The 24,364-nt window shown below is 60.9% G+C and carries 22 protein-coding genes and 1 pseudogene; 12 read left to right on the top strand and 11 right to left on the bottom strand.

The genetic code is table 11. The features are described from left to right. The first annotated feature begins 180 nt into the window (after nt 1-180). Entirely contained in the window at nt 181-1,272 is a 1,092-nt protein-coding gene (locus tag M2401_RS00965) for a glycosyltransferase family 1 protein (protein ID WP_259099840.1), read from the top strand. Further along, nucleotides 1,265-2,005, top strand: a pseudogene (locus M2401_RS00960) (DUF2334 domain-containing protein); the annotation flags it as partial. The gene M2401_RS00965 and the pseudogene M2401_RS00960, both read left to right, overlap by 8 nt. Here M2401_RS00960 and M2401_RS00955 read toward each other — a convergent pair. Both M2401_RS00955 and purU read right to left on the bottom strand, forming a co-directional pair. Next, a complete protein-coding gene (locus tag M2401_RS00955) occupies nt 2,002-2,193 on the bottom strand; it encodes a hypothetical protein (RefSeq protein WP_259098490.1) in 192 nt (63 codons plus the stop codon). The pseudogene M2401_RS00960 and the gene M2401_RS00955 sit on opposite strands and share 4 nt — an antisense overlap. Before the next feature lie 138 nt (nt 2,194-2,331). Continuing rightward, nucleotides 2,332-3,183, bottom strand: a complete 852-nt coding sequence (gene purU, locus M2401_RS00950) for a formyltetrahydrofolate deformylase (RefSeq protein WP_259098487.1) — start codon at nt 3,181-3,183, stop codon at nt 2,332-2,334. 337 nt (nt 3,184-3,520) lie between these two features. Here purU and mvaT point away from each other — a divergent pair, with 337 nt between their 5' ends. Further along, nucleotides 3,521-3,898 (top strand): histone-like nucleoid-structuring protein MvaT, encoded by a 378-nt coding sequence (mvaT, locus tag M2401_RS00945; protein WP_259098485.1) that lies wholly within the window; start codon nt 3,521-3,523, stop codon nt 3,896-3,898. Between the two features lie 87 nt (nt 3,899-3,985). Here the strand turns inward: mvaT and sbcB are convergent, their stop codons facing one another. Continuing rightward, complete coding sequence (sbcB, locus tag M2401_RS00940) at nt 3,986-5,416, bottom strand: exodeoxyribonuclease I (protein WP_259099837.1); 1,431 nt, start codon at nt 5,414-5,416, stop codon at nt 3,986-3,988. 192 nt (nt 5,417-5,608) lie between these two features. Between sbcB and M2401_RS00935 the strand changes: the two genes are divergently transcribed. From M2401_RS00935 to M2401_RS00910, 6 genes are all read left to right on the top strand, one after another. After that, nucleotides 5,609-6,334: an RDD family protein gene (locus tag M2401_RS00935; RefSeq protein WP_259098483.1), complete on the top strand. Its 726-nt coding sequence runs from the start codon at nt 5,609-5,611 to the stop codon at nt 6,332-6,334. Continuing rightward, complete coding sequence (locus M2401_RS00930; protein ID WP_259098482.1) at nt 6,331-7,311, top strand: stage II sporulation protein M; 981 nt, start codon at nt 6,331-6,333, stop codon at nt 7,309-7,311. Before M2401_RS00935 ends, M2401_RS00930 begins: the two co-directional genes overlap by 4 nt. Beyond that, nucleotides 7,298-8,890 (top strand): DUF4129 domain-containing protein, encoded by a 1,593-nt coding sequence (locus tag M2401_RS00925; RefSeq protein WP_259098480.1) that lies wholly within the window; start codon nt 7,298-7,300, stop codon nt 8,888-8,890. The genes M2401_RS00930 and M2401_RS00925 overlap by 14 nt, the downstream gene beginning before the upstream one ends. Next, a complete protein-coding gene (locus tag M2401_RS00920; RefSeq protein WP_259098479.1) occupies nt 8,887-10,113 on the top strand; it encodes a DUF4350 domain-containing protein in 1,227 nt (408 codons plus the stop codon). Before M2401_RS00925 ends, M2401_RS00920 begins: the two co-directional genes overlap by 4 nt. Before the next feature lie 227 nt (nt 10,114-10,340). Next, entirely contained in the window at nt 10,341-11,432 is a 1,092-nt protein-coding gene (locus M2401_RS00915) for a MoxR family ATPase (RefSeq protein WP_259099835.1), read from the top strand. Beyond that, nucleotides 11,429-12,772, top strand: coding sequence for a DUF58 domain-containing protein (locus M2401_RS00910; protein WP_259098477.1), 1,344 nt, complete (start codon nt 11,429-11,431; stop codon nt 12,770-12,772). The genes M2401_RS00915 and M2401_RS00910 overlap by 4 nt, the downstream gene beginning before the upstream one ends. A 136-nt stretch (nt 12,773-12,908) precedes the next feature. Here the strand turns inward: M2401_RS00910 and M2401_RS00905 are convergent, their stop codons facing one another. Together M2401_RS00905 and M2401_RS00900 are read right to left on the bottom strand one after the other, a co-directional pair. Beyond that, nucleotides 12,909-13,265 carry a PilZ domain-containing protein gene (locus tag M2401_RS00905; protein ID WP_259098476.1) on the bottom strand — a complete coding sequence of 119 codons (357 nt, stop codon included), beginning with the start codon at nt 13,263-13,265 and terminating at the stop codon, nt 12,909-12,911. Nucleotides 13,266-13,472: 207 nt separating this feature from the next. Continuing rightward, the gene (locus M2401_RS00900; RefSeq protein WP_259098475.1) at nt 13,473-13,850 is read right to left on the bottom strand and encodes a tetratricopeptide repeat protein; all 378 of its coding nucleotides are present in this window, start codon (nt 13,848-13,850) and stop codon (nt 13,473-13,475) included. Between the two features lie 177 nt (nt 13,851-14,027). Here M2401_RS00900 and pyk point away from each other — a divergent pair, with 177 nt between their 5' ends. Next, on the top strand, nt 14,028-15,479 hold the full coding sequence (gene pyk, locus M2401_RS00895; protein WP_259098473.1) for a pyruvate kinase: 1,452 nt from the start codon (nt 14,028-14,030) through the stop codon (nt 15,477-15,479). A gap of 204 nt (nt 15,480-15,683) precedes the next feature. Here pyk and M2401_RS00890 read toward each other — a convergent pair whose 3' ends face one another. Together M2401_RS00890 and M2401_RS00885 are read right to left on the bottom strand one after the other, a co-directional pair. Then, complete coding sequence (locus M2401_RS00890; RefSeq protein ID WP_259098472.1) at nt 15,684-16,619, bottom strand: iron-sulfur-binding ferredoxin reductase; 936 nt, start codon at nt 16,617-16,619, stop codon at nt 15,684-15,686. Continuing rightward, nucleotides 16,612-17,721 carry a diguanylate cyclase domain-containing protein gene (locus M2401_RS00885; RefSeq protein ID WP_409033871.1) on the bottom strand — a complete coding sequence of 370 codons (1,110 nt, stop codon included), beginning with the start codon at nt 17,719-17,721 and terminating at the stop codon, nt 16,612-16,614. The genes M2401_RS00890 and M2401_RS00885 overlap by 8 nt, the downstream gene beginning before the upstream one ends. A 512-nt stretch (nt 17,722-18,233) precedes the next feature. Between M2401_RS00885 and M2401_RS00880 the strand changes: the two genes are divergently transcribed. Further along, nucleotides 18,234-19,757: a fumarate hydratase gene (locus M2401_RS00880; protein ID WP_259098470.1), complete on the top strand. Its 1,524-nt coding sequence runs from the start codon at nt 18,234-18,236 to the stop codon at nt 19,755-19,757. 205 nt (nt 19,758-19,962) lie between these two features. Here the strand turns inward: M2401_RS00880 and M2401_RS00875 are convergent, their stop codons facing one another. Further along, nucleotides 19,963-20,547: a DJ-1/PfpI family protein gene (locus M2401_RS00875; protein WP_259098468.1), complete on the bottom strand. Its 585-nt coding sequence runs from the start codon at nt 20,545-20,547 to the stop codon at nt 19,963-19,965. Between the two features lie 657 nt (nt 20,548-21,204). On the opposite strand from M2401_RS00875, the gene M2401_RS00870 reads away from it, so the two are divergent. After that, nucleotides 21,205-21,414, top strand: a complete 210-nt coding sequence (locus M2401_RS00870; protein ID WP_259098467.1) for a DUF3077 domain-containing protein — start codon at nt 21,205-21,207, stop codon at nt 21,412-21,414. Between the two features lie 8 nt (nt 21,415-21,422). Here M2401_RS00870 and M2401_RS00865 read toward each other — a convergent pair whose 3' ends face one another. From M2401_RS00865 to M2401_RS00855, 3 genes are all read right to left on the bottom strand, one after another. Next, nucleotides 21,423-22,580 carry a phosphatidylserine/phosphatidylglycerophosphate/cardiolipin synthase family protein gene (locus M2401_RS00865; RefSeq protein WP_259098465.1) on the bottom strand — a complete coding sequence of 386 codons (1,158 nt, stop codon included), beginning with the start codon at nt 22,578-22,580 and terminating at the stop codon, nt 21,423-21,425. A gap of 335 nt (nt 22,581-22,915) precedes the next feature. Next, the gene (locus tag M2401_RS00860) at nt 22,916-23,254 is read right to left on the bottom strand and encodes an amidase (protein ID WP_259098464.1); all 339 of its coding nucleotides are present in this window, start codon (nt 23,252-23,254) and stop codon (nt 22,916-22,918) included. Beyond that, nucleotides 23,251-24,360 carry a serine hydrolase gene (locus M2401_RS00855; protein ID WP_259098462.1) on the bottom strand — a complete coding sequence of 370 codons (1,110 nt, stop codon included), beginning with the start codon at nt 24,358-24,360 and terminating at the stop codon, nt 23,251-23,253. Before M2401_RS00855 ends, M2401_RS00860 begins: the two co-directional genes overlap by 4 nt. Between the last annotated feature and the right edge of the window lie 4 nt (nt 24,361-24,364).

The following is a 24,364-nucleotide window of genomic DNA, read 5'->3' as shown; positions in this document are numbered from 1 at the left end:
ACCCATATTGAGCCGTGGAAGATTGGTCAAGTATTGACCAGCTTTGCCAAGGTCACACGCGCTCCTGCTGCTCGTCCCCTGTGGCGAACCATCTATTCTCAACGGTGGTCAACCCTTGAACCCTGCGTTGCAGCAGGCCGCCCTGGAGGATCGATTCCCGTGCACATCGCCGACATGACCATGTTCTACGCCCCGGCCAGCGGCGGCGTGCGTACCTATCTGGATGCCAAGCATCGCTGTCTGGAGCGCTACCCGGATGTGCGTCACAGCCTGTTGATTCCTGGCGCCCGGCTGAGCCAGCACGACGGCATCTATCAGGTGCCGACCGCCGCCGTGCCCTTCGCCAACGGCTATCGTTTCCCGATGCGCATGCACCAGTGGCGCAAGGCAATTGAGGCCCTGCAGCCCGACCTGATCGAAGTAGGCGACCCGTACCTGACCGCTTGGGCCGCCCTCGATGCCCGGCGACAACTGGACGTGCCGGTCATCGGCTTCTATCACTCGGACTTGCCCATGCTGGTCAGCAATCGCGTCGGCCATTGGCTGGGCAGCAACGCCGAAACCTATATCAGCAAGCTCTACGGCCATTTCGACCGGGTGCTCACGCCCAGTAGCCTGATGGCGGAAAAGCTGATCGAAATGGGCATCAATAACGTCCATGTGCAGCCGCTGGGCGTCGATCTTGAGACCTTCAACCCGGACAAATACGACCCGACCCTCAGACGCGGCCTCGGCCTGGACGAAGACACGCGCCTGCTGGTGTTCGCCGGGCGTGGCGCAAAAGAGAAGAATCTGCCGGTGCTGCTGGAGTGCATGAAGCTATTGGGGCCCAATTACCACCTGCTTTTGATCGGTTCCCATATGCCGGGGCAAGTGCCGGATAACGTCTCGGTACTGGAACGCTTTCGTCCGGTCGAAGACGTCGCCCGACTACTGGCCAGCGCAGATGCGTTGTTGCACGCCGGCGATCAGGAAACCTTCGGCCTGATCGTGCTCGAAGCCATGGCCAGCGGCATTCCGGTGGTTGCCGTGGCGGCCGGGGCCTTCAATGAAATCGTGCCGCCTGCCTGCGGCATGCTCTGCGAGCCGAACCAGCCTGATGCCATGGCCAGTGCCGTGCGCGAGCTGTTCGCCAACGGTGCGAAAAACAAAGGTGAAGTGGCCCGCGCCTATGTCGAAAATCACTTCGCCTGGGACAAGGTGGTCGAAGGCCTGATGGGCCACTATCAGGATGTCCTTGGCAGCAGCCTGCCGGAACGGGTCCGTGTCTGACGACCGTAGCGTCCTGCTGGTCCTGCATGACGTCAGCCCGGCGAGCTGGGCTGATTATCGCGACTTCGTCCATGAGGTCGATGCACTCGGCAGCATTGCGATCACTTGGCTGGTGGTGCCGAACTTTCACAAGCGCCACGCCCTGGAACAGGACCCCGGGTTCTGCCAAATGCTTGAACAGCGCCTGAACCGGGGCGACGAACTGGTGCTGCACGGCTATTACCATTGTGACGACCAACCCTCCCCACGCACACCACGCGACTACTTCATGCGTCGCGTCTACACCTGGGAAGGCGAGTTCTACAAACTGACAGCAGCACAGGCCCGAACGCGACTGGAGGCAGGGATCGAGCTTTTTCAACGGTTTGGCTGGCCATTGCATGGCTTCGTCGCACCGGCCTGGTTGATGAGCCAGGGTTGCCGCGAAGCCCTGCGCCACCTGCCATTGGATTACACCAGTGACGCGCGGCACTTTTACCGGCTGGCAGATTTCCAGGCGCTGCCAGCACCCGGCATCGTCTGGAGCGCAGGCACAGCCTGGCGCCGGAGCCTGTCAAAAGTTATCGGGGACTTTCGCGAAATGCGGCTGAAACAGGCCGCAACCCTGCGTCTGGGCCTTCACCCAGTGGACATGCGTCATGATTTTTCCCGCCGCTACTGGCTGCAATTGCTGCAACGGTTGCTGGAAGACGGTCGTCAGCCCATGACCAAGTTTGGCTGGTTGCAGACTCAAGGCTTTTGCTTGCCCGACGCTTCATCGCTGGCGTCTGCCACAGGCTGCAAGCTCTCCCAGAGTTCGGCAGCGCCTTCGAATTCAGTGCCGTTTTCCGGCGTCAAGGCATCGGGGTCATAACGGCTCAGACAGCCCTCGCCGAGAGTGGCCGGGGCGCTGGAGGTGGCTTTGTCGAGTGGGTCGGACATCCAGGATCTCCTGGCACATTATGTTGTGGGAGCGGATTCATCCGCGAAAGCGTCGGCACATGCGGCCACTATGTCGCATGTGGATCCGACTTCGCGAATGAATTCGCTCCCACACAAAATCAATCAGGTCAGTACAGATCAGTCAAAAACCACAGTCTTGTTGTCGTGCACCAACACACGGTCTTCCAGATGCGCACGCAGGCCGCGCGCCAGGACCATCTTCTCTACGTCACGACCGAAGCGCACCATGTTTTCAATGCTGTCGCGGTGGCTGACGCGAACGACGTCCTGCTCGATGATAGGACCTGCATCCAGCTCTTCGGTCACATAGTGGCAAGTAGCGCCGATCAGCTTGACGCCGCGCAACGACGCCTGATGGTACGGTTTGGCGCCGACGAAAGACGGCAGGAAGCTGTGGTGGATGTTGATGACCTGATGAGCATAGTCACGGCACAGTTGCGGCGGCAGGATTTGCATGTAGCGCGCCAGAACCACAACATCGGCCTGATGGTGCCCGACCAGACGCGAGACTTCGGCAAATGCCGGCTCCTTGTCCTGAGGGTCGACCGGAACATGGTAATAAGGAATGTCGTGCCACTCCACCATACTGCGCAAGTCCTGGTGGTTGGAGATCACGCAGGCAATCTCGCAGTCCAGTTCATCGCTGTGCCAGCGGTGCAGCAGGTCGGCCAGGCAATGGGACTCACGGCTGGCCATCAGCACCACACGCTTTTTCTGCGCGGAGTCGGTAATGCGCCAGTCCATGGCGAACTCTTCGGCAATCGGCGCAAACGCCTCACGAAAGCCTTCTAGTTCAAATGGCAATGTATCGGCACGAATCTCATGGCGCATAAAAAACCAGCCGCTGAGATTGTCCGAATGGTGGCTCGCTTCGGTAATCCAGCCGTTATGGGACGCCAGAAAATTACTGACTTTGGCAACGATGCCAACACGGTCCGGGCAAGCAATCACCAGACGAAAAGTGCGCATGAGGGAAACTCCAGAACTTCGCAAAGGCGGCCATTCTAGCGAGTGCGCGGCAAAACTGCACAGTACTCCTTCGGTTCTGACGATGTGAGGCCCTGGCATACCAGCCACGGGCGAACAAGCAGGCCTGGCCCAAGGCCGCTGCCGGGCATTTAAGAACCTCGGAACGGGACTATCTTTCGTACGTAAAGGTCTGACGTCTAGTTCCTCAGCGCTGTAGGACCGCTCTATATTTCTAAATAATTCAAATAAAACTTTTATTTAATGTTTACTTGGACAAAGAGCATGACTATTATTGCCCCACAGATCCCTGCCCACATCACAACATAAGGTCTTCCTCATGTCTCTGATCAACGAATACCGCGCCACAGAAGAAGCTATCAAAGAACTGCAAGCCCGTTTGAAGAACCTGTCGGAAGACGACAAACTGCAAAAAGAGCTGGAATTCGAAGGCAAACTGCGCACCCTGATGGCTGAGTATCAGAAGTCCCTGCGCGACATCATCGCCCTGCTCGATCCTGACGCTAAAGTTAATAAAGCCCCTCGCGGCATCGTCAAGACTACCGGCACCAAGCGTGCACGCAAAGTCAAGCAATACAAAAACCCGCACAACGGTGAAGTCATCGAAACCAAAGGTGGCAACCACAAGACTCTGAAAGAGTGGAAAGCCAAGTGGGGCGGTGACGAGGTTGAAAGCTGGGCAACTCTGCTGGGCTAAGCCCGGACAAGATCGCCGATCTTTCGCCACACCCGAAAACGCCAGCCTGCTGGCGTTTTTTATTGCCCACGAAATATCCGATGGAGGTCAGAGCCCCAGCCGCTGACGCAATAACTGCACATGCTGCTGCCATTCGCCCAACACCTGGAGTTGCGCAGGAGTCGCAGCAGGAGACAACTCGGCCAACGCTTGGGCAAAACCTTGCAAAGTATTAGGCGCGCCCTTCCCGGCGTCTGTCAGGCGCTCCTGACAGAAAACCCGCCAGCGCTGCAGCTCTTGCGCAGTCAAGGTGTCAGAGAAGTTGCGAGCCCGGTAACGAAACAATAATTCAGGTAGCCGCGCATCATCAAAAGGCCACGCGCCGCTCGCCAACTGTTCTGGCTCGGCAATGCGCACTTGTTCACATAAACGACGATCCCGATCACCAATAAAGCCGTCATACAACTGTTGTTCAGGATCCTCGGTGCCCGCGAACTCCTCGGGGCCATAAACGACCTGGAGTTTTTCCTGCCATAGTTCCCGGGTCTCGGCCAAGCGTTGTGCACGCTGCTGATAGCCCGCCATATCCAGTTGCAGGCGCTGAATATCTTCGCTGCGCAGGACGCCCAGCGGCGCCACCACCGGGCAGCGATTTATATGCAGCAATTTTAGCGGCACCGGCAGTTCGCCTTCTGCCAGATCCTCACGTCGCGTATATAACCGCTGTCTTAATATTGGCGCCTGCTCTTGCAACAGCGGAGCATGATCCAGATGCAAGTCGCAGACAATCAACGCATTACGGTTTTTCGGATGCCACGCCAGCGGCAACACGACGCCCAGGTAGTTACGCGCCGCAGAGAAACGTCCGGAAATATGCACCAACGGCTGCAACAGGTGAATCTGCTCCTGAACCTTCTGTTTACTGCGAAGATGAAATAAAAAGTCATAAAGCCTGGGTTGTTTTTCACGAATCAAGCGCGCAAGTGCAATGGTTGCGCGAACATCGGATAAAGCGTCATGCGCCTGACCATGGTCAATACCGTTGGCTGCAGTCAAACGCTCCAGTTTCAAGGTGACCCGCCCATCCTCCTCAGGCCAGACAATCCCTTCAGGCCTCAGCGCATAAGCCGTGCGCACTACATCAATCAAATCCCAACGACTGTTACCGCCCTGCCATTCACGACCATACGGATCGAAAAAGTTGCGATACAGGCTGTAGCGCGTCACCTCATCGTCAAAGCGCAGCGTGTTGTAACCGGCGCCACAAGTACCCGGCTCGGCAAGTTCAGCGTGCACCCGGGTCATGAACTCGGCCTCGCCCAACCCCTGTTCGGCCAGGCGCGAGGGAGTGATGCCGGTAATCATGCAGGCTGCCGGATGGGGCAGGATGTCATCACTGGGCTGGCAATAAAGATTCACCGGTGCGGCGATCTCGTTGAGTTGGTCATCGGTGCGAATACCGGCAACCTGCAAGGCCCGGTCATTGCGCGGGTTGATGCCGGTGGTTTCGTAGTCGTACCAGAAAATGCTGGAAGTCACGGGCTGATCCTGAACAGAAGACCGCCGAAGTGTAGGGCCGAGTTCAGGCAAATGGCGAATTGGATAACGTGCTGATACATATATCAGACGTTTCCTAACGGTCATGGCGGCGCAATGACAGAAAAATTAATAGTCATTTTCATGACTCACCACTAGGATCAGTCTTTCCCCCAGGAATACCCATTCCCGACAATGTCATCCCCGCACGCTTTGCCAAGGACTGCGCCATCGCCTGCGCCGCTGGACACCCGCATCCGCATCGAGACCCCGGAAGGTATCGATCTGATCTTGCGCCCTGCGGGCCTGGTTCCGCGAGCCATGGCATTCGCCATTGACCTGGGCATTCGCGGCATCACCCTGCTGATCCTCGCCGTGCTGCTGCACCCTCTGGAAAAGTTCGGCGCGGGCCTCACCGCCCTGGCCCTGTTTCTGGTGACCTGGTGGTATGCCGTGTTGTTCGAGATGCTCAATCAGGGCCGCACACCCGGCAAGCAGATCATGGGCCTGCGGGTGATCCACGATGATGGCACCCCCATCGGCTGGACCGCTTCACTGATCCGCAACCTGCTGCGCTTTGTCGACATGCTGCCGGTGGGTTATTGCGTGGGCGCCGTTGCCTGCCTGCAACAATCCATGTTCAAGCGCCTGGGCGATCTCGCCGCCGGCACGCTGGTGGTCTATCGCGACATCCCGGTCAAACGCCCGAGTCTGCCCGAGGCCAGCGCACAGATCGCTCCCTTCGCCCTGAGCCTGGACGAACAACGCGCCGTGCTCGGTTTCGCCGAACGCCAGGGCGAACTGAGCAAGGAGCGTACTGAAGAACTCGCCAGTATCGTGGCCAAGCCCTTGCGCGTTCATCCCACCCAGGCGGTCACCCGACTCAACGGCATCGCCCGTGGACTGTTGGGCCCACCATGAAGCAGAGCGTGTTTGAAAGTCGTCATCAAGAAGACTGGCTGCGCTTCGCCACGCAACTGGATGCCCTCGAGCGCGGCAAAACCAAGGGCAAATCCCATGATGCCTTTAGCGCAGACTACCGGCGCCTCTGCCAACAACTGGCTTTGGCGCAGGAGCGCGGCTACAGCAGCCATATCATCGACCCGCTGCAACAACTGGCCATGCGTGGTCACCAGCAGTTGTATCGTCATCGCAGCCAGATGGGCGGCAAACTGCTGAGTTTTGTCCTCGCCGACTTCCCGCGCCGGGTACGCACTGAATGGCGTTTCGTATTGGTCGCCAGCCTGCTGTTCTTCGCCAGCCTGATCGTCATGGCCGCGCTGGTCTACGGCTTTCCCAATCTTGTCTACAGCGTCGTCAGCCCCGAACAGGTGGCCGAGATGGAAAGCATGTACGACCCGTCGGCAGCCAGAATCGGCCAGGCCATCGAGCGCGAATCCAGCGACGACTGGCAGATGTTCGGTTACTACATCATGCACAACATCGGCATCGGTTTTCAGACCTACGCCTCGGGGCTGCTGTTCGGCCTGGGCAGCCTGTTCTTCCTGCTGTTCAACGGCCTGATGATCGGCGCGGTTGCCGGGCATCTGACCGGCATCGGCTTCGGCCAGACCTTCTGGTCATTTGTCGTCGGCCACGGCGCCTTTGAACTGACCGCCATAGCCCTGGCCGGTGCCGCCGGCCTGAAACTCGGCGCCGCCCTGCTCGCCCCCGGCCCCAGGCCGCGCGGCGAAGCCCTGCGTCTGGCGGCCAAAGACAGCGTGGAACTGATCGGCGGCGTCATTCTGTTGCTGTTGATCGCGGCCTTTATAGAAGCCTACTGGTCCTCCATGGCCTGGCCCTCGCCCACGCTGAAATACAGTGTCGGCGGCGGCCTGTGGCTGTTGGTACTGAGTTACCTGACCCTTGCCGGACGCACCCGCCATGCGCCTGACTGACGCCAGCGTGGCCATTCGCCCGCGCAACCCGTGGGAGTCCATCGACCTGGGCGTCCTGCTGGCTCGGGAGCATCGCGGCCTGCTAATGGGCAGTTGGGCTCTGGTGACGCTGCCGATCTTTTGCCTGCTCAGCGCCGTGTTCTGGGAATACCCGTCCATTGCCCTGTTTGTGTTCTGGTGGCTCAAGCCGCTGTATGACCGCCTGCCGCTCTTGATTCTTTCGCAGGCTCTGTTCGGCAATACACCGAGCCTCAAGGAGGCGCTGAAAGCCTGGCCACGCACGCTCAAATCGCAATGGCTGGCCAGCCTGACCTGGCGCCGCCTGGGTGCCAGCCGAAGCTTCCTGCTGCCGGTCCAACAGCTCGAACACTTGAATGGCGCACCTCGCGCCCAACGCATCGGCGTGTTGAGCCGCAAGGACATGCGTGCCGCGCGCTGCCTGACGTCGGTCGGCGCGAGCCTGGAAACCGTCCTCTGGATCGGCATGATCACGCTGTTCTACGCCATGATCCCGGAGCAGATCGAAATCGACTGGAGCTGGCAGAAACTGCTTCTTGCCGAAGGCCAGTGGAATTGGCTGGAACATCTGACCAACGCCTTCTACGCCATGGTGCTGGTGTTCTGGGAACCCATCTATGTCGCCTGCGGCTTCACCCTCTACCTCAATCGACGCACGCAGCTGGAAGCCTGGGATATCGAACTGGTGCTGCGCCGCCTGCGCCAACGGCTGATCGGCAGCGCCTATGTTCTGCTGATCGGCGGGGGCGTGGCGTTAATGACGATCTCGTCGACCAGTTGGGCTGACGAACCACCCGAGCAGAGTTGCCCGATCCCTGAACAGAGCCCGGTCAAGGCCGGTCAGCAGGAAGCCGGGCCGATGAGCCCGCGCCTGACCCACCAGCCCGTGACCAGCCAGGACTCGGCCAAACAGATCGGCAGTGTGCTGGATCAGCCGCCCTTTAAGAACATGAAGAGCGAAACCCGCTGGCGCTGGAAGAATCCGGACGAGGCCAAACCGGCCAGCGAACATGCCCGTCAGGCCGCGCCATCCCCCTGGCTGATGCGCCTGCTCAATGCTGCCAGGACCCTGGCCAGCACCTTCGAAGTATTGCTCTGGGGAGCGCTGCTGGCCGTGGCCTGCCTGCTGGCATGGCGCTACCGCAGCTGGGTGGGCACCTTTGTCAGCCGTCGAAGCGCAAAAGAAAAACTGCCGCTGCGCGACATGCCCGAACAATTGTTCGGCCTGCAGATAAGCAGCGCCAGCCTGCCGGACGACGTCGCCGGCCACGCGCAACAGCTCTGGGCCAGCCAGCCCCGTGAGGCCCTCGGCCTGCTCTACCGGGCGCTGCTCAATCGCCTGCTGATTGACTATCAGCTGCCCCTTAAAGAGGCCGATACTGAAGGCCAGGTTCTGCTCAGGGTTGCCAGCCTGGCTGAACCTTCACTGACTATTTTCAGCCGCAACCTGATGCGCCATTGGCAAAACCTCGCATACGGTCACCAACTGCCGCCGCAGCAGGCTTGCCAGGAGCTGTGTGACGGCTGGCGCAACCTGGGCAAGCCGGGGGCACCGTCATGACCCGGCGCACCGCGATCCTGCTCGGTCTGTTGATCCTGGCGCTGCTGCTTCTGGCCGCTCAGCGCAGCTACGACCACATCGAGCGCTATACCGTCAGCATCGACCAGGGGCCGTCACCGGAAGCCCGCAGCAATCCGTATCTGGCGGCTCAGGAGTACCTGCGTCAACGCTCGATCCCGGTCAATGTCATTACCAACATCAACCACCTGCCCGACCCCAACCCGCAGCTGCCCGCCAAAACCCTGATCCTGCTCGACAGCCGGGAAAACATGACGCCCGGCCAGGCCGACGAGGTGTTGCAATGGGTACTGGACGGCGGTCACCTGATCTTTGTCGCCGAACAGCTCTGGGACGAGAAGAAGGGCCGTAGTGGCGATCTATTGCTGGATCGCCTGCATCTGCGCCAATACCTGAGCAAAGACCTGCAAAAGCAGGATCTGCAAGAGAGCAACCAACGCGTCAGGCCGATGATTCCCATGCGCGCCGCGCCGATTTCCGACACGCCGAATCTGCCCTGGCCGGAACTGACCCGCTTATATATCGAAAACGAAAGCGCCCCGGCCTATATCGGCTTCGACACCGCCTTCCACCTCGATGACCCGCAGGACGTTGCCCAGGCCTGGGCCAACAGCGCCGATTCCACCCATATGCTGCAACTCACCCGGGGCCAAGGCATTATTACCGTGGTCACCGACGCCGACCTGTGGAAAACCCGCGCCATCGGCAAATACGACAATGCCTGGCTGCTGTGGTATCTGGCCCAGGACAGCGAAGTGACCCTGGTCCTGCGCACCGATCATGACAACCTGTTTGGCCTGCTGCTGCATAACTTTCCCCTGGCCCTGACCGTCCTGGCCTTGCTGATTGTGCTCAGCCTCTGGCATTTCGGGCTGCGCCACGGCCCCTTGCAGGCCCCGGCTTCCCGCGCCCGCCGTCAATTGACCGAACACCTGCGCGCCAGTGCCGATTTCCTCCTGCGCCACAGCGGTCAACAAACCCTGCTGCGCGGCCTGCAACAAGACATTCTGCGCCGCGCCCGCCAACGCCATCCCGGCTTCGAACAACTCGGTGTGGCCGATCAATGGCAAGTGCTGGCCCGGCTCACGCGCCAGTCCACCAGTGCCGTCGGCCAGGCCATGCGCCCGCGTCCGGCCAAACGCCTTTCCAGTGCCGACTTCACCCGTCAGGTTGCCCACCTGCAAGCCCTCAGGAATGCCTTATGAGCGATCACCCGACCGAGCCTTCGAGCCAACAACCCGTCGAGTTCAACATCGATATACCGACCGAGCCCGTCGATCAGGCTGAACACTCTGTTGCGGGAGAGGAGCACTCAACGGATGAGCAAGCGACTGTGGGACCGGCTTCAGCCGGGAATATGCCTTCCCGGCTGAAGCCGGTCCCACAGGACAGCGCAAGTCCGGGCCGTTATGTGTTGATCCAAAAGCGCGTAATCGCTCCCGCCGCCGACGAAGTCAGCGCCGCCGTCGATACACCGGTCGAGACCGAACCAGCCAGAGAAACCAGCGAACCGGTCGCCGTCGAACCGCCTGCGCCAACGGCACCCGACCCCGACCATCAAACCAGGCAGCGCCAGCGCGCCAGCCATCTGGCCCAGGCTATTCGCCATGAATTGCGCAAGGCGGTGATCGGTCAGGATGCGGTGATCGACGATGTACTGACCGCTCTCATCGGTGGTGGTCACGTCCTGCTCGAAGGGGTGCCGGGGCTGGGCAAGACGTTGCTGGTCCGGGCCCTGGCCCGTTGCTTCGGCGGCGACTTCGCGCGGATCCAGTTCACCCCGGACCTGATGCCCAGCGATGTCACCGGCCACGCCGTGTATGACCTGCAGACCGAGCAGTTCAAGCTGCGCAAGGGTCCACTGTTCACCAACCTGCTGCTGGCCGACGAGATCAACCGCGCACCGGCCAAGACCCAGGCCGCCCTGCTCGAAGCCATGCAGGAGCGTCAGGTCACCCTGGAGGGTCGCGCCTTGCCGATCGCCCAGCCGTTCATGGTGCTGGCAACCCAGAACCCCATCGAACAGGAGGGCACTTACCCGCTGCCGGAAGCCGAGCTGGACCGCTTCATGCTCAAGCTGCGCATGGATTACCCCCAGGCCAACGAAGAGCTGGCCATGGTCCGCCAGGTCACCCGCTCCAGCCGCGCCGACATGCTCGATGTACAACCTCTGCGCGTGCTGATGCATGCGAGGGAAGTGCAGGCCTTGCAGCGCATTGCCAGCGAACTGCCACTGGATGAGCAAGTCCTCGACTACGCCGTGCGCCTGGCCAGGGCCACCCGTACCTGGCCGGGTTTTACCCTGGGGGCCGGGCCGCGGGCCTCGATTGCCCTGGTCCGCGGCGCCCGGGCCCGGGCCTTGCTGCGTGGCGGCGAGTTCGTTGTTCCCGACGACGTCAAAGGCTGCGCCCTGGCGGTGCTGCGCCACCGCGTACGGCTGTCGCCGGAGCTGGATATCGAAGGCTTGTCGGTGGATCAGGTACTGCGCCAGATGCTTGATCAGGTTCCGGCACCGCGCCTGTGAAACAGCTCCTCAAGCCCTCGCGCAGCCTGCTGGGCATTCTGCTGGCGCTGCTGGGCCTGGCCATTGTCCTGGGCAGCCTGAATGCGCTGGAGATCGCCGTGCCCGCCAAGACCGCCAGTGGCTTCGTCGCCGTGCTGGTGGCGGTGGCCTTATTGGGGCTGCTCGATGCCGTCTGGCTCCTGCGCCGCCCTTCTCCGCGCCTGCAACGGCAGATGCCGGGCAGCCTGGCGTTGGGGCGCTGGAGCGAAGTGCGCATGGATATCGAACATGACAGCCCGGCCACTCTGACCCTGAGCCTGCATGACCATGCTCCCGCAGGCCTGGCCACCGAGAACCTGCCACAAAGCATCACCCTGCGTCCCGGCCAGCGTGGCGAACTGGGTTATCGCCTGCGCCCACTCAAACGCGGGCGATTCCAGTTCGAACGCTGCGAAATCAACCTGCCCAGCCCCTTGCGCCTGTGGCAATCACGCCGCTATCTGGACGTGCCTGGCAGCACCCGCGTCTACCCGGACTTCGCCCGGTTGTACGGCGGCCAGTTGCTGGCTGTGGATAACTGGCTGAGCCAGATCGGCGTAAGACAGCGCCAACGACGCGGGCTGGGTCTGGAATTCAACCAGTTGCGCGAGTTTCGCGAGGGCGACAGCCTGCGCCAGATCGACTGGAAAGCCACCGCCCGGCAACGCACGCCGATTGCCCGGGAATATCAGGATGAACGCGATCAGCAGATTGTCTTCCTGCTCGACTGCGGTCGGCGCATGCGCAGCCAGGACGGCGACCTCAGCCACTTCGATCACGCCCTCAATGCCTGCCTGTTGCTGAGCTACGTGGCCTTGCGCCAGGGTGACGCCGTCGGGCTGTGCACTCTGGCCAGCGAGCAGCGCCGCTACCTGGCGCCGGTCAAGGGCCAGAGCCAACTGAGCCAGTTGCTCAACGGCGTCTATGATCTGGAGTGCAGCCAGCGCCCGGCCGACTACAGCCAGGCGGTGCGCGAACTGCTGGTCAGGCAGAAACGACGAGCCTTGATCGTCCTGATTACCAACCTGCGCGACGAAGATGACGAAGAGCTGCTGGCCGCCGCCAAACAATTGGGCCGCCAGCACCGGGTACTGGTGGCGAGCCTGCGCGAAGATGTGCTCGATACGTTGCGCCAGACCAGCGTGCAGACCCACGATGAAGCGCTGGCCTACTGCGCCGCCGTGGACTTTCTCAACGCCCGTGCCGGATTGCACGAACGCCTGAGCGCCCATGGCATTCCGGTATTGGATGTACGCCCCGGCGAGCTGGGGCCGCAACTGGTCAGTCGGTACTTGAGCTGGAAAAAGGCCGGGGCGTTGTAAGCAGGCGGGTGGATATCTATGTGGGAGCCGGCTTGCTGGCGATAGCGGCAGATCAGTCAACCGCTGTTGCGAGCGCTGCGCACTCGATTGCCACCAAGGCGGCTCCCACAGGATCCCATTTCAGATCAATGGATACTCAGGCTGAAGCCTCTACCGCATAGAAACTGAAGTAATACTTCAACGCCTCGATCAATTCGAAATATTCCGTCGGGGCTATTTCCAGGGAAAACCCCGAGTCGAAATGACCGGGCGTTTCATCTTCATGGGACCACAGGCAACGGGCACTGACATCCAGCGTACGTCGACCGCTCTCATCGCCTGGCACTTGCAGGGACAGGGCAAAGACTGCGCCCACCAGTAATGGCAAATCGCTGATCAGCATCAAGCCTTCTTCGGAGATATTGCCGAGAAATCCAAGGGTCTTGCCGGTATATCGGTTGGAAACCTGAAGAAAACAAGGCAATTGATGCCGTTCGATTCGTCGATTGAGCATGGAAAGATCGCCATCGAGGACCATTGAGCATGGCCGCGCTAATGCTTTGAACTCACCACGTATCAAAAGTGGAAAGCCCCGGAGGGTGTCCGGGGCATTTACGCTGCCCTTTGTTCTCACCCGCGTTACAGAGCCTAGCGCAAAGATGGCAGACAGCCACTCAAATTAATGGCCGTTCATCCAATCGGGTGTAAACACTCTGTCACTTCAAAGAGGAGCCGGCCGGGTGACCGCAGCTGGCGCATTGCCGCGGTAATAACCCAGCTGGGCCAGCGTATCCAGACGTGCACGTGCCCGGAAAGCATACTCGCTGTAAGGGAACTGCGTCATGATGTATTGATAGGTTTGTGCAGCATCGACGTAAAGTTTTTGGCGCTCAAGGCACTGCCCGCGCAACATCGATACCTCCGGCTGGATGTATCGCCGCGCACGACTCTGCCGATCGACCTTGGACAGGTCCAGCATGACGGCATCGCAGTCGCCGCGCTCGAAATCACGGTAGGCGCTGTTGAGGTTGGAATTCATCGACCAACGGGTACAACCGCTGACAGCAGCCAGCAATACTAAAATCATCACGATACGCATGGGACTCTCCTGTGCTCTGCACGCTATCGGCCTGCGCCGCAATTTCTACAGGGCTGATTGATTGCCAATCGTCTGCCATTTGCCCGGTTGATCATCTTCGAGGTAGTGCAAAGGAACAATGACTACAGCCCAAGACAGTAGTAGCCTCTCGCTGCGCTTCAATTAAGGAGTTTGTGCATGACCGTTCGCCGTACCAAAATCGTTGCCACACTTGGCCCTGCCAGTAACTCGCCCGAAGTCATCGAGCAACTGATCCTGTCGGGTCTGGATGTTGCCCGCCTGAACTTTTCCCACGGAACCCCGGACGAGCACAAGGCTCGCGCCAAGCTGATCCGCGAGATTGCCGCACGGCACGGTCGCTTCGTTGCCCTGCTGGGTGACCTGCAAGGCCCGAAAATCCGTATCGCCAAATTCGCTGACAAGCGTATTGAACTCAAAGTCGGTGACAAATTCACCTTCTCCACCGCGCATCCCCTGACCGCAGGCAACCAGCAGATCGTCGGCATCGACTATCCGGACCTGGTCAAGGACTGCGGCGTGGGCGACGAACTGCTGCTTGATGACGGTCGCGTGGTCATGCGCGTCGACACCCAGACCGCTGACGAACTGCACTGCACCGTGCTGATCGGCGGCCCGCTGTCGGACCATAAAGGCATTAACCGTCGCGGTGGCGGCCTGACGGCCCCGGCCCTGACAGAAAAAGACAAGCAAGACATCAAGCTCGCTGCAGAAATGGACCTGGACTACCTGGCCGTTTCTTTCCCACGCGATGCCGCAGACATGGAATACGCCCGCCAACTGCGTGACGAATCCGGTGGCACTGCCTGGCTGGTGGCCAAGATCGAACGCGCCGAAGCCGTGGCCGACGACGAAGTCCTCGATGCCCTGATCCGCGCCAGTGACGCGGTCATGGTTGCCCGTGGTGACCTGGGTGTGGAAATCGGCGACGCCGAGCTGGTGGGCGTACAGAAGAAAATCATTGCCCACGCGCGCACCCTGAACAAGGCCGTGATCGTCGCTACGCAAATGATGGAATCGATGATCACCAACCCGATGCCGACCCGCGCCGAAGTGTCCGACGTGGCCAACGCCGTGCTCGACTACACGGACGCCGTGATGCTCTCGGCCGAAAGCGCTGCCGGTTCCTATCCGGTTGAAGCCGTGCAGGCCATGGCTCGCATCTGCATGGGTGCCGAACGTCATCCGACCGGCAAGAGCTCCAAGCATCGCATCGGTGAGTCCTTCACCCGTTGCGACGAAAGCATCGCCCTGGCGGCCATGTACACCGCCAACCACTTCCCGGGCGTGAAAGCGATCATCGCCCTGACGGAAAGCGGTTACACCCCGCTGATCATGTCGCGCATCCGTTCCTCGGTGCCGATCTACGCGTTCTCCCCGCACCGTGCCACCCAGGCCCGTGCCGCCATGTTCCGTGGCGTCTACACCGTGCCATTCGATCCGGCCAACCTGCCACCAGGCCAGGTCAGCCAGTCGGCGGTAGACGAGCTGCTCAAGCGCGGTGTGGTCGAGCAAGGTGACTGGGTCATCCTGACCAAGGGCGACAGCTACCACACCATCGGCGGCACCAATGGCATGAAAATCCTGCACGTTGGCGACCCAATGGTTTAAGGCTCAGGCCTTATAGAAAAGCCCCGGCTCAGTGATGAGACCGGGGCTTTTTCATTAGTAGAGATATCTTCAACATTTGACTGTGTGGGAGCGAATTCATTCGCGAAGACGGTATTCCAGGCGAAGGGAATTTATCGAATGTACCTGCCTCTTCGCGAATGAATTCGCTCCCACAGTTCGCACGCACTGGATTCGCTCGGCCCGTCAGGAACCCGCCTGCTCCGTAAACATATCCGCTAATAGCTGATTCCTCGGCAACCCTGCCAGGTACAACCGTTTGGCAAACATCTCGACCCGAGCGGGGCTGCCGCACAGCAGGCCCATGGTCTGCCGCGGCAGCAGGCGCAACCCATCGAGCGTCGAAGGCAGTTGCTCGGGTGTCACCAGTTGCACCGTCAGGTTGCCATGGGCCGCCGCCAGAGCCTGCAACTCGCTCTCTAGATAATGCTCAGTCGCCAGATGAGTCAGCCGGATCGCACCTTGATGATCCTGACGCAGCGCTTCGCGCAACAGCCCCCACAGCGGCGCCAGGCCTGTACCCGAAGCCATCAGCAGCAAGGGTCGCTCCTGCCAGTCCGGGTCGTAACGCAGGGCGCCACCGCGCAGTTCCCCCAGGCGCAACTTGTCACCGGGTTGCAGTTGTCGGGCGACGTCGATAAAGGCACCCGGCTGGCGGCAGTCCAGATGAAACTCCAGCCAGGGATCCTCCCCCGGCAGGCTGGCCAAGGAATACGGCCGGGCCACGCCACTGGCCGTCCACAGTACCAAATGCTGCCCGGCGCGATAGCGTAGCGGGCGTTCGGCCTCCAGGCGCAGGCGCAGCACCGCCGGCGTCAGCCAGTCGCAGGCGGCGACATGGGCAGGCAAGCCGTCGCGCAAGGGATCGAAAATTTCCACGGCCAGGTCTTCGACGACCCGGCACTGACAGGCCAGACGCCAACCCTGCTGGCGTTTGCCCGCATCCAGCGCGTCAGGCAGGGCATCCAGCGGCTCGCCCTGCACGCAGCGCACCAGACAGGCATGACAACTCCCCGCCCGACAGCTGTAAGGCACAGCAATACCCGCCTGATTCAGGGCGTCCAGCAGATTGCTCGCAGCCGCGACCGGCCAGTGCCGGTCGCCTACATGCAGTTCAGGCATTGACCTGATCCCAGCCCGCGACGCAACGATTACGCCCGTCGCGCTTGGCCTGATACAGCGCCTGATCGGCACGCTGCAGGGCGGTGTCCAGATCATCGCCCCATTGCAACAGGGTCATGCCCACCGACAGGCTCAGCTCCACATCAAGCAGGCCTTCCAGTTCAACCTCGGCAAACACCAGGCGCACGCGCTCGCAGCACTCGCTCAACTGCTGTTGGCTACAACGGGGAATCAACATCACGAATTCTTCGCCTCCATAACGCGCCAGGATATCGCTCTCGCGCAGGCTGCCCTGGGTGACCGTGGCAAAGGTCTGCAACACTCGATCACCAACCGCATGGCCATAGGCATCATTGATGCGTTTGAAGTGATCCAGGTCGATCAGGGCCAGGCCGTGGGTCTGCTCTTCGTGCATCCCGTGCAACTCACGAGAGGCCATGCGCAGAAAATAGCGGCGATTGTACAGATTGGTCAGCTCATCGGTGGCGGCGACTTCTTCGAGCTGACGCATCATGCCGCGCAGCGTGTCCTGATGCGCCTGCAAGGCATAGCGGCGCTGACGCATACGACCGCGTTGGGCCTGGACATAACCGGCAAACACACTCAGCCACGCCAGCATGACAAACAGCACACAGATCTGCACCAGGACATGGCCGAACGGCGCAGGCGACGGCAGCATCAGCCACTCACGGGCGTTGATCCCGAGAAAGCACAGAAACACGATGACCGCGCAACGGGCGAACACCCTGGCATCGAGCTGGAACAGGCCGAACAGCAGAATCGGCGCATAAAGCGCCAGGAAAGTACCGCGCGAGCCATCCAGCCAGGCCAGCAACCAGGTCAGCCAGGCAATGGCCAGCAACACCTGAAACTCGGTCAGGCTCGGATCGGCAAAGCGCTGATTCCAGCCGCTGACGAAAACCGCCAGCAGTGCCAGCTGGCTAACCAGCACCAGGCTGCTGCTCACCAGCGCCACAGGCAGCGGCTGGGCCAGGTCGCCGGTACAAATCGCCAGCCACGTCAAGGCCAGCACCACGACATAAGTCAGGGCGGCCATAGCGAAGCGCTGAAGAATAAGGGACTGCCGAGTGTTGACGATCAACCTGCCACGGGGTGTGCTCAAAAGGATTCCTTCCCGTAGTGGCACGAAGCATCCACTCTAGCGTTACGCCTGCGGGTTGCCTAGTGCGCATTGTCAAAGCACACATTAACTGAATTGAAATGCGATTCCGCAGGAGGAGGAGCAAATCCTGTAGGAGCGAATTCATTCGCGAAGAGGCCAGTAAATCCGAAGCATTTGTATCGCCTGTAATACCGCTTTCGCGAATAAATTCGCTCCCACGGAGTTCCGGTGATTCAGCAGATGTTGCGTTGTTTGATAAGAAGGCGATGTGTGCCAGGCGACCGCCCAAGACACAAATCCATCTCCACCCCACCGCCTTATCACCCATCACAACAGTCTCTTGCACAACCGGTGGATGGACCGTAGCTGTTCAAGGGGTATACTGCCGCGCCCTGTTTGCAACCGCGACCTGACAGCTCTGCTACACCCATTGCAGCTGTGCGGATGCCAGCACATAAAATGTTCCCGTCCTTATCAGAGGAGCGCTCCCCGTGACCGTGATCAAGCAAGATGACCTGATTCAGAGCGTTGCCGACGCCCTGCAATTCATTTCCTACTACCACCCCGTGGACTTCATCCAGGCCATGCACGAGGCCTATCTGCGCGAAGAATCGCCAGCCGCACGCGACTCCATGGCCCAGATCCTGATCAACTCGCGCATGTGCGCCACCGGTCATCGCCCGATCTGCCAGGACACCGGCATCGTCACCGTCTTCGTACGCGTCGGCATGGACGTGCGCTGGGATGGCGCCACCATGGGCCTGGACGACATGATCAACGAAGGTGTGCGTCGCGCCTACAACCTGCCGGAAAACGTCCTGCGTGCATCCATCCTCGCCGACCCGGCAGGCGCGCGCAAAAACACCAAGGACAACACCCCGGCGGTCATCCACTACTCCATCGTCCCGGGTAACACCGTGGAAGTGGACGTGGCGGCCAAAGGCGGCGGTTCGGAAAACAAATCGAAGATGGCCATGCTCAACCCGTCCGACTCGATCGTTGACTGGGTTCTGAAGACCGTGCCAACCATGGGCGCCGGCTGGTGCCCACCGGGCATGCTCGGCATCGGCATCGGCGGCACCGCCGAGAAAGCCGCGGTCATGGCCAAGGAAGTGTTGATGGAATCCATCGACATCCACGAGCTGAAAAAACGCGGCCCGTCCAACCGTATCGAAGAGATGCGTCTGGAGCTGTTCGAGAAGGTCAACCAACTGGGCATCGGCGCCCAGGGCCTGGGTGGCCTGACCACCGTGCTCGACGTCAAGATCATGGACTACCCGACCCACGCCGCGTCCCTGCCGGTGTGCATGATCCCCAACTGCGCCGCCACTCGTCACGCCCACTTCGTGCTCGACGGTTCCGGCCCAGCCTCCCTGGAAGCGCCACCGCTGGACGCCTACCCGGAAATCGTCTGGGAAGCCGGCCCCTCGGCCCGCCGCGTCGACCTCGACACCCTGACCCCGGAAGACGTGCAGAGCTGGAAGCCGGGCGAAACCGTCCTGCTCAACGGCAAAATGCTCACCGGTCGCGATGCGGCGCACAAGCGCATGGTCGAGATGCTGAACAAGGGCGAAACCCTGCCGGTGGACCTCAAGGGTCGCTTCATCTATTACGTCGGCCCGGTTGATCCGGTGCGCGAAGAAGTCGTCGGCCCGGCGGGCCCGACCACGGCGACGCGCATGGACAAGTTCACCCGGCAGATCCTCGATCAGACCGGCCTTTTGGGCATGATCGGCAAATCCGAGCGCGGCCCGACCGCCATCGAAGCGATCAAGGATTACAAGGCCGTCTACCTGATGGCCGTCGGCGGCGCCGCCTACCTGGTGGCCCAGGCGATCAAGAAATCCAAAGTCGTGGCCTTTGCCGAACTGGGCATGGAAGCGATCTACGAGTTCGAAGTCAAGGACATGCCAGTGACAGTCGCGGTGGACAGCAAGGGCGAATCCGTCCACGTCACCGGACCGCAGATCTGGCAGAAGAAGATCAGCGACAGTTTGGCGGTGGAAGTGCAGTAAGGCTGCCACCCCGTAACAACAAAACCCGGTCTTGATGGCCGGGTTTTTGTTTTTCTGAAAACACACAACTTAGAAGTTGGAATGAAATGCTTTGTGGGAGCGAATTCATTCGCGAAACGGTATTTCAGACGATAAAGAGGCATTGAATGCACCGGCCTCTTCGCAAATAAATTCGCTCCCACCCGAAAGTACTACGCTGGATGCCCTACAGGCTGATCTCGGTCCCCAGCAACTTCAGAAACCCCGCCAGCCAGGCCGGATGCGCAGGCCATGCCGGTGCAGTCACCAGATTGCCTTGGGTGTGAGCAGCCGTGACCTCGATTTCCATGAAGGTGCCTGCGGCCAGTTTCACTTCCGGCGCACAGGCCGGGTAAGCACTGCATTCACGCCCTTCCAGCACACCCGCCGCTGCCAGCAATTGCGCACCGTGGCAGACGGCGGCGATGGGCTTACCGGCCTTGTCGAAAGCTCTTACCCACTCAAGGATGGTTTCATTCAAGCGCAGGTATTCCGGCGCACGTCCGCCGGGGATCAGCAGCGCGTCGTAGTCTTCGGCCTTGACCTTGGCGAAGTCGAAGTTGAGGGCAAAGTTATGCCCCGGCTTTTCGCTGTAGGTCTGATCGCCCTCGAAGTCATGAATCGCCGTGCGAACGGTCTGGCCAGCGGACTTGCCGGGGCAAACGCCGTGGACGGTGTGACCGACCATTTGCAGGGCCTGAAACGGCACCATGACTTCGTAATCTTCGACGTAATCACCGACCAGCATCAGAATTTTCTTGGCAGCCATCAACGTTCTCCTTGTGGGTGTGAGTGACAGGAGTATCGGCTCACTGCAAGAGAGCTGGGTAACAGCCTAGTACTACATTGAAGTCGACGCGGTCGGGTAGGAGCGAATTTGTTCACGAGAAGGCCAATGCGCAGTGTCAGGTAGGACGCTTGCCAGGTGAGCTGTGGGAGCAGGCTTGCCTGCGAAAGCGCCAACACATTCGATGCCCGGTCAAGCCGACGAAATACTGTGATCTAAACTCAAAATCCGATTTGTAGGAGAGGCTGGCGATTGCGTCGGGTCAGTCGCCGACGCTATGCGAGCGCTGCGCACTCGATCACCAACATGTTGGCTCCTACCGGTTCTGCGTCATCTATTGGAATGTATTCGCAGGACGCATCCCTTTCTATTTGAAGGAAATTTCTGAGAAAATCCCGACCTATTGCGCCTCTTCATTCAGGTCTCTAGTCTGCGCCGGTCGCTGCACAATCAGCGATCAGGTTTGGTAGACCTGAGTGAACTATGGCGTGATGCGTCACCTATGGTGGCCGTACGCTCGGCGTCTTCGGACGCACCGGCTTTGCCAGTTCACCCGGTCTACCAACTTGCGTACGGCCGCCACCCTCATCGTTTGGTAGCGATGCGCAGGCGGCTAATCACTACTGAACTGGAAGTAAAAATATGACCGATACCCCCCTCTTCACCATCCACCCCGACGTCACTCAGGAACAGGCCCTCAACTACGCCTCGGACCTGGTGCGCTGCCTAATCACCCTCACCCACGAATCCTGCGACAGTGACCTGCAAACCAGCCGCGCGCTGAACTGTTCGGCGTTGCATCTGGCGACCATGACCAAAGCCTTCGTCGATCATTCGGTGGAGCGCCGCTAAGCGGTCAGTCAGTTGCGCCGGTCGAGCAGGTTCACCACCAGGCGGTCGATCCAGCCCCACAGGCGCTGTTTGACCCGGCTCCACAGGGGCCGGGCTTTCCAGGCGTCGAGGGTGATTTCCCGGCTCACGGCAAAGTCCTTCTCGAAGCTTGCAACCACGTCCCGGGTCAGGCCCGGGTCGAGGGCTTCGAGGTTGGCTTCCAGATTGAAGCGCAGGTTCCAGTGATCGAAGTTGCACGAGCCGATGCTGACCCAATCGTCGATCAGGACCATTTTCAGGTGCAGGAAGCACGGCTGGTATTCGAAGATTTTTACCCCGGCACGCAGCAAGCGCGGGTAGTAGCGATGCCCGGCGTAACGTACCGAGGGGTGATCGGTGCGCGGCCCGGTCAGCAGCAGGCGTACGTCGATACCCCGTGACGCAGCCCGACGCAGGGCGCGGCGGACTTTCCAGGTCGGCAGGAAATATGGCGTCGCCAGCCAGATCCGCTGCTTGCCACTGTTCAGGGCCCGGACCAGGGATTGCAGAATGTCGCGATGCTGACGCGCATCGGCATAGGCCACGCGACCCTGGCCTGTGCCGACCGTCGGCGGTCTGGGCAGGCGCGGCAGGCCAAAATTCTCATTGGGGCGCCACGCGGTGCGGCGCGGGTTGGCGTGGAACTGGCGGTCGAACAGCGCCTGCCAGTCGATCACCAGAGGCCCGGTGATTTCCACCATGACTTCATGCCATTCGCTGACCGGCTCGCCCGGCGTCCAGAATTCGTCGGTGACCCCGGTGCCGCCGACCACGGCCAGGCGCTTGTCGACCAACAGCAGCTTGCGATGGTCGCGGTAGAAATTGCGGATGCCCCGGCGCCAGTGGATGGCGTTATAGAAACGCAGGATCACCCCGGCATCGGCCAGACGCCTGCGCAAACGCAGGGTGAAGGCCTGGGCGCCGAAATCATCGAACAGGCAGCGCACGATCACGCCCCTCTGCGCGGCATCCACCAAGGCCCGTACCATCGCCTCGGCACAGGCACCGGCCTCGACCAGATACAACTCCAGTTCAACCTGCTGCTGCGCCGCGTCAATGGCCGCGATCATGCGCGGAAAGAACGCCGGGCCGTCGACCAACAGCTGGAACTGGTTGTCACTGCGCCACGGAAAAATCGCTCCGCCCATGTCAGCGCGTCACGCAAAGCAGAGAGGTCGGGTACATGCAAACTCCGGAGGGGGGCCAGGGCGAGGTACCTTAGCTGTGCGTCTGACCGCTGGCAAACGCTTGGGTTCGCAGGGGCGCTTGGCATGGGATAAGAGAACAGATTGCAGGAGCCAATTGTGGGAGCAATGTGGGAGCGAATTCATTCGCGAAGAGGCCGGTGCAGTCGACGCATGCTTTGCGCCTGATATACCGCTTTCGCGAATGAATTCGCTCCCACAGGATTCGCGCGCGAAGGCCCCACTCTCTCAGTGATTCGCTCCCTGAGAGGTTATTTCCACAATGGCCATTCCCACCCTCAAGGTGCATCCGGCTCCAGCACACAGCCCTGTCGCGGCCCGCGCCACACGGCCATGGCGCTTTCGCCCATACCCTCGGCACTGACGCTTTTGGTCTCGGGCTCATCGACCAGACTGGCCGGCACGTACTGCTTCACGTAGCCCCGGCAGTACTCGGCCGGGTTGCCCATCACATAACGGCACGAGCAGTACTCCTTGGCGGTGTAGGCGCTGATGATGTGCGGGAAGGCATTGAGCGCCAGGCGGTTGTGCCATAGCAGTGCGGCGAGGGCCAGCACCAACAGCATCAACAGGCTGACAACGGGGCGTCGTACGACAAAAGCACGTTGCTCGCTCATGGCCGCGCCTCCCCCGGGAAAGCCGCCAGGGCCAGTTGCAGCAGGCGGTCGTGGGCGAAGCTGGCGTCGCGGTCATCGCCGTAGCGCACGATCACCAACCCGGCGCTGGGGATCACGTACAGCGCCTGGCCCCAATGGCCCAGCGCGGCGAAAGTGTCGGCGGGGGCCGAAGGCCAGGGGCCGCGCGAGCCGTCCTGGGATTTGTTGAGCCACCATTGGCCGCCGGGGATTTCTTCGGCGGATTTGATCTCGCGCCCGGCAAACGGCGTGAGGTTGAAATAGATCCAGCTCTTGGGCACCAACTGGCGCCCCTGCCACTGCCCGGTGCGCTGCATCAGCAGGCCGATGCGAGCCAGGTCACGGGCGGTCATATAGGCGTAGGACGAGCCGACAAACGTGCCGCTGGCATCGCGTTCCCACACTGCACTGCGGATGCCCAGGGGTTCGAATAGCGCAGTCCAGGGGTAATCGCCGTAGGCCTGTTCGCCAACCATTTTTTTCAGCGAAGCCGCGAGCAGATTGCTGTCGCCACTGGAATAGCGGAACACCGTGCCCGGCTTGGCGAACACGCCATGGCCTGCGGTGAAGCGCGCCATGTCGTCGTGACCGCGGGTATAGAGCATGGCTACTACCGAGGAGTTGAGCGGCGCGTATTCATAGTCTTCCTGCCAGTCCAGGCCCGAGGCCCAGTGCATCAGGTCTTCGAAGCGGATATCGGCGTGACTGGCCATGGTCGGGTAGAACTTCGCCACTGAATCGAGCAGCTCAAAGCGCTTCTCGCCAAAGGCTACGCCCAGCACCGTGGCCATGATGCTTTTGCTGATGGACCAGGTCAGGTGCGGGGTCTGGGCGGTGGTAGGGGCGGCGTAGTGCTCGTAGATGATCTGGCCGTCGCGGATCACCAATAACGCATCGCTGCGGATGCCCTTGCGGCTGTTGTCGTCGCGCGGCGGGAAGGCGTAGTCCTCGAGCGCCTTTATGGCGGGGGTCGCAGCGACTGGCGCGCTGGCCCAGTCGGTGCCTGGCCAGGTGTCGGCGGCGAAGGTCGAAGCGGCGCTGATGCCGATGGAGCAGGCCAGGCAAAAACGGAGCAAGCGATCACGCATGTAG

Source organism: Pseudomonas sp. JUb42 (assembly GCF_024807945.1).
Classification (GTDB): Bacteria; Pseudomonadota; Gammaproteobacteria; order Pseudomonadales; family Pseudomonadaceae; genus Aquipseudomonas.
The sequence above is the reverse complement of the archived record's forward strand: the minus strand, read 5'-3'. Positions and strand labels throughout refer to the sequence as shown.